At 71.3% G+C, this 12,612-nt stretch carries 11 protein-coding genes and 1 riboswitch; of the genes, 3 read left to right on the top strand and 8 right to left on the bottom strand.

All coding sequences use genetic code 11. The annotated features are described in order from the left end of the window. Nucleotides 1-20: 20 nt before the first annotated feature. From ribH to ACWDR4_RS31285, 5 genes are all read right to left on the bottom strand, one after another. Nucleotides 21-506 carry a 6,7-dimethyl-8-ribityllumazine synthase gene (ribH, locus tag ACWDR4_RS31305; protein ID WP_450413475.1) on the bottom strand — a complete coding sequence of 162 codons (486 nt, stop codon included), beginning with the start codon at nt 504-506 and terminating at the stop codon, nt 21-23. 57 nt (nt 507-563) lie between these two features. Beyond that, complete coding sequence (locus tag ACWDR4_RS31300; protein WP_450413474.1) at nt 564-1,859, bottom strand: bifunctional 3,4-dihydroxy-2-butanone-4-phosphate synthase/GTP cyclohydrolase II; 1,296 nt, start codon at nt 1,857-1,859, stop codon at nt 564-566. Beyond that, the gene (locus ACWDR4_RS31295; protein ID WP_450413473.1) at nt 1,856-2,497 is read right to left on the bottom strand and encodes a nicotinamide mononucleotide transporter family protein; all 642 of its coding nucleotides are present in this window, start codon (nt 2,495-2,497) and stop codon (nt 1,856-1,858) included. Before ACWDR4_RS31295 ends, ACWDR4_RS31300 begins: the two co-directional genes overlap by 4 nt. Continuing rightward, nucleotides 2,494-3,096 carry a riboflavin synthase gene (locus ACWDR4_RS31290; RefSeq protein WP_450413472.1) on the bottom strand — a complete coding sequence of 201 codons (603 nt, stop codon included), beginning with the start codon at nt 3,094-3,096 and terminating at the stop codon, nt 2,494-2,496. Before ACWDR4_RS31290 ends, ACWDR4_RS31295 begins: the two co-directional genes overlap by 4 nt. A gap of 146 nt (nt 3,097-3,242) precedes the next feature. Continuing rightward, nucleotides 3,243-3,379: riboswitch (FMN riboswitch) on the bottom strand. 237 nt (nt 3,380-3,616) lie between these two features. Further along, on the bottom strand, nt 3,617-4,807 hold the full coding sequence (locus ACWDR4_RS31285) for an ROK family transcriptional regulator (protein ID WP_450413471.1): 1,191 nt from the start codon (nt 4,805-4,807) through the stop codon (nt 3,617-3,619). A 162-nt stretch (nt 4,808-4,969) separates the two neighbouring features. Here ACWDR4_RS31285 and ACWDR4_RS31280 point away from each other — a divergent pair, with 162 nt between their 5' ends. Further along, entirely contained in the window at nt 4,970-6,187 is a 1,218-nt protein-coding gene (locus tag ACWDR4_RS31280) for an MFS transporter (protein ID WP_450413470.1), read from the top strand. Between the two features lie 561 nt (nt 6,188-6,748). Here ACWDR4_RS31280 and ACWDR4_RS31275 read toward each other — a convergent pair. Further along, nucleotides 6,749-7,897 carry a glycoside hydrolase family 6 protein gene (locus ACWDR4_RS31275; RefSeq protein ID WP_450413528.1) on the bottom strand — a complete coding sequence of 383 codons (1,149 nt, stop codon included), beginning with the start codon at nt 7,895-7,897 and terminating at the stop codon, nt 6,749-6,751. Between the two features lie 175 nt (nt 7,898-8,072). Between ACWDR4_RS31275 and ACWDR4_RS31270 the strand changes: the two genes are divergently transcribed. Both ACWDR4_RS31270 and ACWDR4_RS31265 read left to right on the top strand, forming a co-directional pair. After that, a complete protein-coding gene (locus ACWDR4_RS31270) occupies nt 8,073-8,759 on the top strand; it encodes a DUF5995 family protein (RefSeq protein ID WP_450413469.1) in 687 nt (228 codons plus the stop codon). A gap of 89 nt (nt 8,760-8,848) precedes the next feature. Then, on the top strand, nt 8,849-9,778 hold the full coding sequence (locus ACWDR4_RS31265; RefSeq protein ID WP_450413468.1) for an LLM class F420-dependent oxidoreductase: 930 nt from the start codon (nt 8,849-8,851) through the stop codon (nt 9,776-9,778). Between the two features lie 24 nt (nt 9,779-9,802). Here ACWDR4_RS31265 and ACWDR4_RS31260 read toward each other — a convergent pair whose 3' ends face one another. Beyond that, nucleotides 9,803-11,515 (bottom strand): flavin monoamine oxidase family protein, encoded by a 1,713-nt coding sequence (locus tag ACWDR4_RS31260; protein ID WP_450413467.1) that lies wholly within the window; start codon nt 11,513-11,515, stop codon nt 9,803-9,805. A gap of 72 nt (nt 11,516-11,587) precedes the next feature. Next, a complete protein-coding gene (locus ACWDR4_RS31255; RefSeq protein ID WP_450413466.1) occupies nt 11,588-12,376 on the bottom strand; it encodes a carbon-nitrogen hydrolase family protein in 789 nt (262 codons plus the stop codon). Nucleotides 12,377-12,612 lie beyond the last annotated feature (236 nt).

Genomic DNA, 12,612 nt, shown 5'->3' with positions numbered 1-12,612 from the left:
TACGCGTTGCGCCGACCGGCCTAACGCCACGGTTCGGATACTGAGCGGAGGGTGGCCGCCGTCGCCACGGCCGCCGTCACCGCCTCGTGCCCCTTGTCCTCGTTGGAGCCCTCGATGCCCGCGCGGTCGAGGGCCTGTTCCTCGGTGTCGCAGGTCAGCACACCCATGCCGATGGGGACGCCGGTGTCGACCGAGACCTGGGTGAGGCCCTGGGTGACGCCCTGGCACACGTACTCGAAGTGGGGGGTGCCGCCCCGGATGACGACACCGAGGGCGACGATCGCGTCGTAGCCCCGGCCTGCCAGGACCTTGGCGACGACCGGGAGTTCCCAGCTGCCGGGGACCCTCAGCAGGGTCGGCTCGTCGATGCCCAGGTCGCGCAGGGCGCGCAGGGCGCCGTCCACCAGACCGTCCATCACCTTCTCGTGCCACTGGGCCGCGATGACGGCGACCCTGAAGTCACCCACATTGCTTACGGACAGCTCCGGTGCACCCTTGCCGCTCACGTCTCTCCTCTGAACCTGAACCTTGAAAACCTGTCGTGCTGTTCTTACTGGCTGTTCTTACTGGTTGCCGCAGGGGGACACGGGGGCCGTGTCCAGCCAGGGCAGGTCGTGTCCCATCCGGTCCCGCTTGGTGCGCAGGTAGCGGAGGTTGTGCTCGCCCGCCTGTACGGGCATCGGCTCGCGGTCGGTGACCTCGATGCCGTGCCGGACGAGCGCGTCGGTCTTGTCGGGGTTGTTCGTCATCAGGCGCACGCTGCGGACGCCGAGGTCCTGCAGTATCTGCGCGCCGGCGCCGTAGTCCCGGGCGTCGGCGGGCAGGCCCAGCTCCAGGTTGGCGTCGAGGGTGTCGCGGCCCTGCTCCTGAAGCTCGTACGCCCGGAGCTTGGAGAGCAGTCCGATACCGCGCCCCTCGTGGCCGCGCAGGTAGACGACGACTCCGCGGCCCTCGTCCCGGATGCGTTCCAGGGAGGTCTCCAGCTGGGGGCCGCAGTCGCAGCGCAGGGAGTGGAAGACGTCGCCGGTGAGGCATTCGGAGTGGACGCGGACCAGGACGTTCTCGCCGTCGTCGGCGCCGATCTCACCGTGGACGAGGGCGACGTGCTCGACGCCGTCGACGGTGGAGCGGTAGCCGTACGCCGTGAAGGTGCCGAAGGCGGTGGGGAGCCGGGTCTCGGCCTCGCGGCGGACGGTGGGCTCGGCGCTCCTGCGGTAGGCGATCAGGTCCTCGATGGAGATGATCGTCAGGCCGTGCTTGCGGGCGAAGGGGATCAGCTCGGGCAGCCGGAGCATACGGCCGTCCTCGCCGGCGATCTCGACGATGGCGCCGGCCGGGCGCAGTCCCGCTAGGCGGGCGAGGTCGACGGCGGCCTCGGTGTGGCCGTTGCGGACGAGCACACCGCCGGGCCTGGCGCGCAGCGGGAAGATGTGGCCGGGGCGGACGAAGTCGTCGGCGCCGGCGTCGCCACCTGCGAGGAGCTGAAGCGTGGTGGCCCGGTCGGAGGCCGAGATACCGGTGCTCACACCGTGAACGGCGGAGGCGTCGACGGAGACTGTGAACGCGGTTTTCATCGACTCGGTGTTGTCGTCGACCATCTGCGGCAGCTTGAGCCGGTCCAGCTCGTCGCCCTCCATGGGGGCGCAGATGAGCCCGCGGCACTCGCTCATCATGAAGGCGACGATCTCGGGGGTCGCCTTCTCGGCGGCGATGACGAGGTCGCCCTCGTTCTCCCGGTCCTCGTCGTCGACGACCACGACCGGGCGGCCGGCCGCGATGTCCGCGATGGCCTGCTCGATGGGGTCGAGGGACCAGTCCTCGATGTTGTCGGTGCTGTAGAGGATGGGTGCCGTGCTCATGCGGGCGCTCCTTCCAGGACGGGCCGCGTGTCCTTGCGGGAGCGCAGCCACCAGTCGCGCATGCCCCACAGGACGAGTGCGCCGTAGATGACGTAGACGAAGCCGGAGAAGGCGTAGCCGTTGGCGAAGTTGAGGGGGACGCCGACGAGGTCGACGAGGAGCCAGGCGAACCAGAACTCGACCATGCCGCGTGCCTGGGCGTACATGGCGACGATGGTGCCGACGAAGATGTAGGCGTCCGGCCAGGGGTCCCAGGACAGGGTCGGGTAGGCCTTGAAGAGCAGGGCCACGGCGACCGTGCCGACGGCGGCGGCGCCGATCATGGCACCGCGCTCGCGCCAGGTGGCGAACCGCGGGGTGATGTGGCCGTCCCCGCCCTCGCCCTTGCGGCGGTTCCACTGCCACCAGCCGTAGCCGGCGACGAGCATGACGACGACCTGCTTGCCGGCACTGCCGGTGAGATGGCCGTAGAAGGCGCCGAAGAGGATGAGTCCGGAGAGGAACTGCACCGGCCAGCTCAGCAGGGAGCGCCGCCAGCCGAGCGCGAGGGCGATCAGGCCGAGGATGTTGCCGATCATGTCCGACCAGAGGATGTGCTGGTCGAGGAGGGTGAACGCCTCGGTGTTCAGCCAGTTCACTTCGCCGCCCCCTGTGGTCCGAGCAGCCGCTCGACGTACTTGGCGATGACGTCGACCTCGAGGTTGACCGGGTCGCCGGGCTGTTTGCGGCCGAGCGTGGTCAGGTCGAGGGTGGTGGGGATGAGGCTGACGGTGAAGTAGTCGGGGCCCGCGTCGACGACGGTGAGGCTGATGCCGTCGACGGTGATGGAGCCCTTCTCGACGACATAGCGGGTGAGGTCGGCGGGGAGCGAGATCTTGACGATCTCCCAGTTCTCGGACGGCTTGCGTTCGAGGACCGTGCCCGTGCCGTCGACGTGGCCCTGCACGATGTGGCCGCCGAGACGGGCGCCCAGGGCCATGGGGCGTTCGAGGTTGACGCGGGAGCCGACGGCGAGGACGCCCAGGCTGGAGCGGTTCAGGGTCTCCGCCATGACGTCGGCGGTGAACTCGTCGCCCTCGTGCTCGACGACGGTGAGACACACGCCGTTGACGGCGATGGAGTCGCCGTGGCGGGCGCCTTCGGTGACTACGGGGCCACGGAGCCGGAAACGGGAGGCATCGCCGAGGTTTTCGACGGCCGTGACTTCGCCCAGCTCTTCGACGATTCCGGTGAACACTTCCCGGGTCCTCCCTGCCTCTTCGGGCACGGACTCCGGGGCCTGTCGATGACGACAGCTGTGAACGAGCGGGAACACCGGGAACGACGCCGGACGCAACTCAGCCATGGCCGAGCGGTACGGCGGCGCGCACGAATGCCCGCTCGCCGCGCACTGCCTCCCATCCGGACTTTAACCGTCGGTCCAGGAATTCCACCTGGTCAACCGGCCGCCAAAACGCTGAGCGGACGGGTCGCGGACTATAACCGCCGGTTCGGACTTTCACCGACCCCGGAGTGCGCTGCTTCTGTTACAGGCCAGTGTGCCACGCCGCGCCGTGGTCCATGCGGGTGAGTTGTGTGGACTGACTCACAAGCACCGACGGGAATAAGTGGCGGGCGACAAGCGGCAGGTGAGGGGCGGGCAGTCAAGCCACGCAATTGGTCCATACCTATTGACCGTCAAGGTCCAGACCTCCTACCGTCGGTGCCGGACCGGCGGCGGTGAAGACGGCCCTTGCCCGCCGCCGGGCCCCCATTCCCTACCTGGCCGAGGCCCCGAACAACTCCTCCTGGGCGCCCTCCCGTGCCGTCAGCAACGCCCCGCGCAACACCGCTCCGCCGCCCAGCGCGCTCGCGTGCACCTCCGCCGGGAGGGGGGACATCCGGGCGAGCCGCTCCTCGACGCGGGCGGCGAGCACCGCACCGCCCGCCCGGCCGATCTCGCCGCCCAGCACCACGCACCCCGGGTCGAGGACGGCGACGACGGACGCGGCGCCGATCGCGACGCGGTCGGCGAGGATGTCGAGGAAACGGGCGTGGGCCGGGATGCCGGGGTCCGCGACGGCCACGCGGACCAGGGCCGCCGCGTGGGGCTCGTGGGCGTCGACGTCGGCCACCACGCCCTCCGCCTCCGCGAGCCGGCCGATCGCCGCCGCCGCCGCAAGGGAGTGGAAGCCTCCCTCGCAGTCCGTCGCCGACGGCAGCTGTCCCGTGCCCGGCACCGGCAGGAAACCGATCTCGCCGGTGCCGCCGGAGACCCCCCGGCGCAGGGTGCCGTCGAGGACCACGGCCGCGCCGGTGCCGTGGCCGAGCCACAGCAGCACGAAGGTGTCCCGGCCACGGGCGGCGCCGTCGCGCTGTTCGGCGAGGGCGGCGAGGTTGGTCTCGTTCTCGACGATCACTCGGGCCTCGGGAAGGCGTTCCTGGAGCGCGGCGACGAGTCTGCGGTGCCACTCGGGCAGGCCCGAGGAGTTCCGGAGTTCGCCGGTCGCCGGGTCGATCAGACCGGGGGCACCGATCCCGACCGTGTGCAGTCGATCCGCCCCCGCCTCCTTTGCGGCACGCTCCACGAGAGCGACCGCCTGTTCGACGGCGGGGCCGGTGCCGGTGTCGTCCCCGATGGGCACGGACGCCTCGGCCAGCACCTCCCCCAGCAGATCGGCGACGACGACGGAGACACCTTCGGTACGGACATCGAGGGCGGCCAGATGGGCGAGGTCGGCGACGATCCCGTACACCTTCGCGTTCGGGCCGCGCCGCTGCTCCCCCGACTCCCCCACGACCGTGATCAGGCCGGCGGCGGTGAGGCGTTCGACGAGGTCGGCGACCGTCGGGCGGGAGAGGCCTGTGAGCTGCTTCAACCGCGCGGCCGTCAGCGGGCCCTCCTGCTGGAGCAGACGCAGGGCGAGCCGGTCGTTGATGGCCCGGGCGGTGCTCGGGGATGCGGGCATGCCGAGATCCTTCCAGATCGGCGGGGCCGTTCCCGGTGCGGACGGCCGATATCTCGCTATCTATCAGGGAGGGTTCCTGATAGTTTACGGCAGCGCGCGGCGGAGCCTCCGCGACGCAGCTCAGAGCACGGGCGGGGAGCCGATCCGGGGAGAGGCCGCAGAATGAGTGCAGTGCTGAACGAACGACACGAGGTGAAGCGCGCCCGGTACGCCGTGGCCGCCGTCTTCGCCGTGCACGGTGCCGTCACCGGCTCGTTCGCGACCCGTGTGCCGTGGATTCAGGACCATGCCTCGGTCAGCGCGGGCCAGTTGGGGCTGGCGCTGGCGTTCCCCGCGCTGGGCGCGTCCCTCGCGATGCCGCTCGCTGGCCGGATCAGTCACCGCTTGGGCGCCCGTACGGCGCTGCGCGGGCTGATCTCGCTCTGGACGCTGGCGCTGGTGCTGCCGGCGCTGTCCCCGAACCTCCCCACGCTCTGCCTCTCGCTGTTCGTCTACGGCGCCACGGCCGGTATGGCGGACGTGGCGATGAACGCGCTGGGCGTCGAGATCGAGAACCGGCTCGGCAAGTCGATCATGTCCGGTCTGCACGGCATGTGGAGCGCGGGCGCCCTGGTCGGAGCGGCGGGCGGCACCCTCGCCGCACACCTGGGCTCGGATGCACGCCTGCATCACGCGCTCGCGTCGGCGACCCTCACGCTGCTCGGCCTGGTCGTCTGCCGCTGGGTGCTCGACCTGCGCCCCACCGAGGACGAGGAGCCGCCCCCGAGGTTCGCGCTGCCGCCCAAGTCGGCGCTGCTGATCGGCGCGATCGGCTTCTGCGCGGTGTTCGCGGAGGGCGCCAGCCTGGACTGGTCGGCGGTGTATCTGCGGGACGAGCTGGGCACGTCGGACGGTCTCGCGGCGGCTTCCACGACCGGCTTCATGCTGACGATGGCGCTGGCCCGGCTCGTCGGCGACGCGGTCGTGAACCGGTTCGGCTCGGTGCGTACGGTCCGCGCGAGCGGTGCGCTGGCCGTGGTCGGCGGTCTGCTCATCGTGGTCGCGGAACATCCCGCCACGGCGATGGCAGGCTTCGCGCTGCTCGGCCTCGGCATCGCCGTGGTCGTCCCGCTGTGCTTCGCGGCGGCGGGCCGCAGCGGCCCCAACCCCAGTCAGGCCATCGCGGGCGTCGCGACCATCACGTACACCTCGGGTCTGGTCGCCCCGAGCGCGATCGGGACGCTGGCGCAGGCGACGAGCCTGGTGGTGTCGTTCGGTCTGGTCACGGTGCTGGCGTGCGGGCTCACCGGGTTCGCGGGGGTGCTGCGCACCGGCGACCGCGACCGCCCTCGCACGAAGGTCGGCCCGCCGAGCACGGCGGTACCCGAGCGCCGGCCCTGAACCGGCGGTTCCACCGCGCACGCGTCTGCATGGCACCCAAGTGCCCCGGGCGCGGGCGCCGGGCCGGCCGACCGAGGCCCGGGTTCGCAGGCGTGCTGCACACCGTCGACCGCGACGGCCCTCGCACGAAGGTCGGCCCGCCTAGCGCGACGGCTCCCGAGCGCCCCTAAAGAACCTGTCCGTCCCGATTCGTTTGGCTGCCGGTCGGTGGGGGCTGGTCGCGCAGTTCCCCGCGCCCCTAGGAGGGCGCTCCGCGCCCGTCCCCCGCGCGTGGGGCGCTCTGCCGTTGCCCGGGCGAAGCTGGGAACCGCAGGCGAAGGTGATGACCGGCGGCACCCAGAGACCGCGCCGGGAAGCGCACGGCGGGGCCCGGAGCCGACAGACCAGTGCCCCGCGCGTGGGACGCTTCGCCGTCGGCCGGGCGAGGCCCGCAGCCGCGGGGGAAGGTGATGCCCACGGCACCGAGGCACTCCGCCAAGAGGCGCACGGCATCGGACCGGCGTCCTGTGGCCGATGCGCGGCTTCGCGGTTTCGCGACCTCGTTGCGGGAGTAGGTGCAGCTCAGCGCGCCAGATCGTAGGCGTACGACGCCGTGAACGTGCCGGGGGTGCCCTTGCAGCCGTCCGACTCGCCCGGCAGCTTGATCCACAGGTAGGCGTCGATCCGCGCCTCGCCCGTGTTGGTGGTCGGCGCGCGGCCGAGTTTGCGGCCGGCCGGGTCGCACCACTCGCCGTCGGCCGGGGCGCCGTTGCCGTTGCGGCTGGTGTCGATCACGGCGCCGAGACCGGCGGGGCCGCCGAGAGCGTCGAGGATCTGTCGGTCGTACGCGATCTCGTCGGCCGTGGTGTGGAAGTTGGAGACGTTGCTGAAGACGCCGTCGGAGGAGGCGGCCGAGGCGGCGCCCGCCTGGCGGAGCAGGGCCGCCTGTTTGGCGGGGGCGTTCCAGCCGGAGTGGCCGGCGTCGTAGTACACGCGGGCGTTGGGGTTGGCGGCCTTGAGGACGCGGCCCGCGCGGGCCAGCGAGGCGAAGCGGGCGGTGCGCTCGCCCGTGGAGAGACAGTTGGCCAGGGCTATCGAGTCGGGCTCCAGGATCACGATGACCTCGTCGGAGCCGAGGCCCGCCGCGAACGCGTCGATCCAGCCGTCGTACGCGGCGAGGTCGGGTGCGCCGCCCTGGGAGGCGCCGCCGCAGTCGCGGTCCGGGACGGCGTAGGGCACCACAACCGGAACCCGCCCTGCGCCCGCCGCGCCGGCGGTGACTGCGCGGACCCGGGCCGCGATCGTCGAGGGCGAGTAGTCGGCGAACCAGACCGCCGCCGGACGGTCAGCGATCTCCGTCTCGATGACGGGGCGGCGCGGATCGTCGCGGTGCGCGCTGACCCAGTCGAGAACCTGGGAGTCGGGGTAGCGGTAGAGGCGGGCGGACCCGGGGGCGGGCGCCTGCTTCGCCTCCGGCTCCGTACTCGTGGGACTCGTGGGCGAGGGCGTGCGGCTCGGTTTCCGCGCCTGCGTCGTACGGGCGGACGGGGACGGCGACTTCGAGGCGCTCGGTGTGGGCGAGGCCGACGACTCCGCGGGCAGCGGGGCGAGCAGCGGCGAGCTGGTCACCTCGGGCCTGGCCTCGTCGGAACCGCCACCGCCGTCGTCGAGCGCGGAGAGCAGCCCGGTGGCGGTGCCGACGGCGACCACGACCGAGGCGGCGGCGACCATGACGGAACGCCGGGCGGCGCGCCTGCGTTCGGCCCGGCGCGCGGCCAGGCGTTGGGCGCGCAAGCCTGACACGTACAGTTCCCCCTCCTCTGCCGCGGCGGGCGCGTTCCCCCGTTCTGGGGAAGCGTCCGGCCCGGCGGCACGTCCGCCAGCCTAGGACTGGGACCCTGCCCTCATGGTGCAATTGGAACAGTTCACCACTCCTGTCAACACACCGGTCGACCACGTCGTGTCCCGGATGCGCGCCCTGGAGACCCACCTGCCGCCGCGCGACGGACTGGCCGTTTTCAACCGCGTCTACCTCGCCGTCACGGAGGCCTTCGACCGGCGTCTGGACGCCGGCGCGTTCCCCGACGCGGAGGCCGCGATCACCCTGGACGTACGGTTCGCGGAGCGGTATCTGCGGGTCGCCGAGGACGACCACGCGCCCGCCTGCTGGCGCCCGTTGCTCCAGTTCCGCCGCCATCCCGGCGTACGACCGATGCAGTTCGCGCTCGCGGGCATCAATGCGCACATCGGGCACGATCTGGCGCTCGCCGTAGTGGACGCCTGTCGTACGCTCGACTGCGAACCTGCCGACCTGGAGGACGAGTTCGAGCGTGTGGGCGATCTACTCGTCTCGTTGGAGGAGCGCATCCGCGAAGAGCTGATGCCGGGCCCCGACCTCCTCCAGATCGCCGATCCGCTCACCCATCTCCTCGGCGCCTGGAGCATGGAACGGGCCCGGGCCGCCACCTGGTCGGCGGCCCGCGCGCTCTGGGCGCTGCGCCGACTGCCCGATGTCACCGAGGAGTTCACCGACCGCCTCGACGCGGCGGTCGGCTTCGCGAGCCGCATGCTTCTCACGCCATTGCCGGACTGATCCGGCCACTCCCGCGCAAGGCCCCCGCCAGAACTAAGTGAACGTTGTACGTTCGACGGTGAGAGCGTCTCTTGCGAAGGAGCACGAGCATGGCCGTCCGCCTGGGTCTGGGTCTACCGCAGTCACGCCAGTACGAGATCGGACGGGACGTCCCGGACGTGGCCCGCACCGCCGAGCGGATCGGCTACGAGAGCCTCTGGGTGTTCGAACGCGCCCTGTTCCCGGACCCCACGACCCAGGGTCTGTACGGGATGGAGGGCGTCCCCTGGCCCGACGTGTACCGCGGTCTCGCCGAACCGCTGGTGACCCTGACGCTGGCCGCCGCGGCCACCGAACGCGCCCGCCTCGGCACCAGCGTGCTGGTCGCCCCGCTGCACGGCCCCTTCCAACTGGCCCGCGCGCTGGGCACGTTGGACGCGGCGAGCGGCGGCCGGGTCGTCGCCGGCTTCGGCACGGGCTGGTCCCTCGACGAGTACGCCGCCGCCGGGGTGGCGCCCTTCGCGGAGCGCGGCCAGGTCCTGGACGAGGTCATCGACGTGTGCCGGGCGGTCTGGGGCCCGGACCCGGTCCGGTACGACGGCCGCCTGACGAAGATCGCGTCGGCCGCGGTCGCCCCCAAGCCCGCCCGTCCCATCCCGATCCTCCTGCCCGCCCACAGCAGGAAGTCCCTGACCCGCCTCGTCGAACGCGCCGACGGCTGGAATCCGATCGCCCAGGGCGCCGGGCAACTCGCCGCCCAGTGGCGGCAGGTGAAGGACTTCGCCGCCGAGAAGGGCCGCACCCGGCCGATCGAGACGGCGGTGCGGGTGAACCTCACCTACACACCGAAGGCGTACGACGGCGCCGACCGCCGCCCCTTCCAGGGCAACGTCGACCAGATCGTGACGGACCTCGCCGCCCACGCCGAGGTCGGCCTCGACGAGTTCTTCGTCGAGTTCGGCGACGCCCCGCGGAACGCCGCCGAACTCAAGGACCTGGCCGCCGAGTTGTACGAGGCGGCGCGGGCAGCCGGGATCTGATCAGCCCAATCCCCTTCAGTCTTCTCAGTCTTCCGGGAGTTCGACGGGCGCGATCTCGTCGTAGACGTCACCGGGGCCGGGGTTGGTCGGATCAGTGGTCCCGCCGAAGTGGTGCATGACGCCCCAGACCGCGTTCAGCGCGGTCTGGACGGCGCCCTCGGCCCAGCCCGCCGTCCAGGAGATGTCGTCGCCGGCGAGGAAGATGCCCCGCTTGTCGGCGGGCAGCCGGTCCTGCATGAAGTGGGTGAACAGGCGCCGCTGGTAGCGGTAGTGGCCGGGCAGGTTGGCCTTGAACGCGCCCATGAAGTAGGGCTCGTTCTCCCAGGACACGGTGACGGGGCTGCCGATGACGTGCTTGCGGATGTCGACGCGGGGATAGATCTCACCGAGCGACTTCAGCATGACCTCCATCCGCTCGTTCGCGGACAGCGGCAACCACTTGAGGCTGTCGTCGCACCAGGTGTACGAGAGACAGATGACGGCGGGCCGGTCCGGACCGTCGTCGAGGAGGTAAGTCCCGCGCGTCATACGGTCGGTGAGGGTCATCGACATGACGTCCCGCCCGGTGGGATTTCCCCTGCCGTCGACGGCCTTGTCCAGCCAGAAGGGCCGGTCGACAGGCACGAAGAGCTTGGAGCTCTCCATGTAATGGGTGCGCTCGATGGCGGTCCAGTGGTCTATCGGGAAGAGCGAGTCGTCGCAGGCGATCTTCGAGAGCAGCATCCAGGACTGGGCGGTGAAGACGGCCGCCGGGTACGTACGGATGTCGCCGCCCGCGTCGGTGACGGTGATCCGGTTGCCGGCCGTACGGTGGAGACGGGTCACGGCCGGGCGCGGTACGCCGTTCACGTGCAGGGACGCGAGGGAGGTCCCGTACGGCCAGTGGACGATCTTCCCGGGCTCGCGCTCCCAGAGCCGCAGCGGCAGTTGCTGGCTGCCGCCCACGATCCCCCGGTGATGGTCGTCGGCCTCGGTGTAGACGACGCGCAGGATTTCGAGGATCGAGTTGGGGAAGTCGGTGTCCCAGCCGCCCGTGCCGAAGCCGACCTGGCCGAAGATCTCGCGGTGCCGGAAGGACCTGAAGGCCTCGGAGTCGCAGAGGAAGCCGTAGAAGGTCTGGTTGTCGAGCTTCTCGACGAGCCGGGCCCAGATCTCACGGATGCGCGGGACGTCGCGCTCACGCAACGCCCGGTTCATGTCGGAGAAGTCGGCACCTTCTTCGAGGCACTTGCTCCAGGCCTCGGCGACATCGCGATAGACCTGCGGCAGATCATCGACCGACTCGGCGTAGTGGGACTCGCCCTTGAGGTCGACGACGGTCGAAGGGGTGCACTCCGCAAGGGGGTTGGGGAACGGCCGCGTCTCCAGGTCCACCATGTCGATGTAGTGCTGGAGGGCGGTGGAGGAGGGCGGGAAGCGCATCGCGCCCATCTCGGCGGTGAGGGAGGGATCGCAGCCGTCGAACCCGACGGTCCGCAACCGCCCGCCGATCCGATCGGCCTCGTACACGACGGGCTTGAGGCCCATCTTCATCAGCTCGTACGCGGCCACGATCCCCGACAGCCCGCCGCCGATGACGGCGACCTCGGTGCCGTGCTCGGTCGCGGGAACCTGCCCGAGGCCTGCCGGGTGGGCGAGGAAGTCGTCGTAGGCGTAGGGGAAGTCCGGCCCGAACATGGTGATCGGCGGCTGCTGCGCGTCGGCGTGCTGGACGGCGGTGGGCACCGTGGACGTCATGGGGTACGGACTCCTTGCGGGGTGAAGCAGGTAAAGGGGGTGGGGGTGCGGGTGAGCGTCGGATCGCCGGATTCAGACGAGGGAGCCGTACAGGCCGGGACGGCGGTCCTGGAGATACGGGTTCGCCTCGCGGGAAGCGGCGAGGAGGACGGGGTCCACGTCGGCGAGGAGGAGTTCCTCACCGCGGCCGGCCCGTGTACGGGCGACCCCGTCGGGCCCGGCGAGCGTGGAGAGCCCGACGAAGTCGAACTCCCCTTCCTGGCCGACCCGGTTGACGTACGCGACGTACAGCTGGTTCTCGAAGGCCCGCACCGGTACGACGGACTCGGCGACGAACTGGAACGGGTGCATCTGCGCCGTCGGGACCAGGAGGAGGTCGGTGCCGGCGAGGGCGTGGGCGCGGACGTTCTCCGGGAACTCGACGTCGTAGCAGATCATCAGGCCGACGCGGAGACCGTTCAGTTCGGCCTGTACGACGGGCTGCTCGCCCGGGGTGAAGTGGTCGCGTTCGAAGCAGCCGAAGAGGTGGGTCTTGCGGTAGTTGGCGAGACGGGTGCCGTCGGCGGAGATGAGCTGCGCCGCGTTGAAGACCTGGTCGCCGACGCGCTCGGGGTAGCCGTAGGCGATCGCGAGGCCGTGCCGCGAGGCGATCTCGGCGACCGCGTCGGCGGAGTCGCCGTCGGCGGGCTCGGCGAGGCGGCCGATGCCGTCGCCGATGGCGTACCCCGTGAGGAACATCTCCGGCGCGGCCAGCAGCGCGGCGCCCGCTGCGGCGGCCCGGTCCGCGGCCTCGTCGAGCACCTTGAGGTTGCCGACGAGGGAGCCGGGGCGGCCGGAGCTCTGGAGCAGGGCGGTGCGCATGCGGGGTCCTTGCAGGTGCTGAACGTTTTCTGGGGGCCGAATAGACGGTACGGGTGGGGGGCTGGAGCGGACAAGGAGTGGCTGTTGCGCGTCGGTGAGTGAATCGTTGCGCGGGAAGGGCGCGGGGCAGCGATTCGTTGTTCTCGCCCCCGCCGCCCCTACCCGTTCCCATCCTCGGGGGCTGCGCCCCCAGACCCCCCTTTCGGCCTGAACGGCCTCGTCCTCAAACGCCGGAC

The sequence above is a fragment of the Streptomyces sp. NPDC000878 genome, assembly GCF_053599695.1.
This window is presented reverse-complemented; position numbering and strand designations above follow the sequence as displayed.

Excerpts from the sequence above, each read along its gene's own strand:
- ACWDR4_RS31300 (WP_450413474.1), bottom strand. The coding sequence starts at position 1,859 with ATGAGCACGGCACCCATCCTCTACAGCACCGACAACATCGAGGACTGG.
- ACWDR4_RS31285 (WP_450413471.1), bottom strand. The coding sequence starts at position 4,807 with ATGCCCGCATCCCCGAGCACCGCCCGGGCCATCAACGACCGGCTCGCC.
- ACWDR4_RS31280 (WP_450413470.1), top strand. The coding sequence starts at position 4,970 with ATGAGTGCAGTGCTGAACGAACGACACGAGGTGAAGCGCGCCCGGTAC.
- ACWDR4_RS31275 (WP_450413528.1), bottom strand. The coding sequence starts at position 7,897 with ATGGTCGCCGCCGCCTCGGTCGTGGTCGCCGTCGGCACCGCCACCGGG.
- ACWDR4_RS31270 (WP_450413469.1), top strand. The coding sequence starts at position 8,073 with ATGGTGCAATTGGAACAGTTCACCACTCCTGTCAACACACCGGTCGAC.
- ACWDR4_RS31265 (WP_450413468.1), top strand. The coding sequence starts at position 8,849 with ATGGCCGTCCGCCTGGGTCTGGGTCTACCGCAGTCACGCCAGTACGAG.
- ACWDR4_RS31260 (WP_450413467.1), bottom strand. The coding sequence starts at position 11,515 with ATGACGTCCACGGTGCCCACCGCCGTCCAGCACGCCGACGCGCAGCAG.
- ACWDR4_RS31255 (WP_450413466.1), bottom strand. The coding sequence starts at position 12,376 with ATGCGCACCGCCCTGCTCCAGAGCTCCGGCCGCCCCGGCTCCCTCGTC.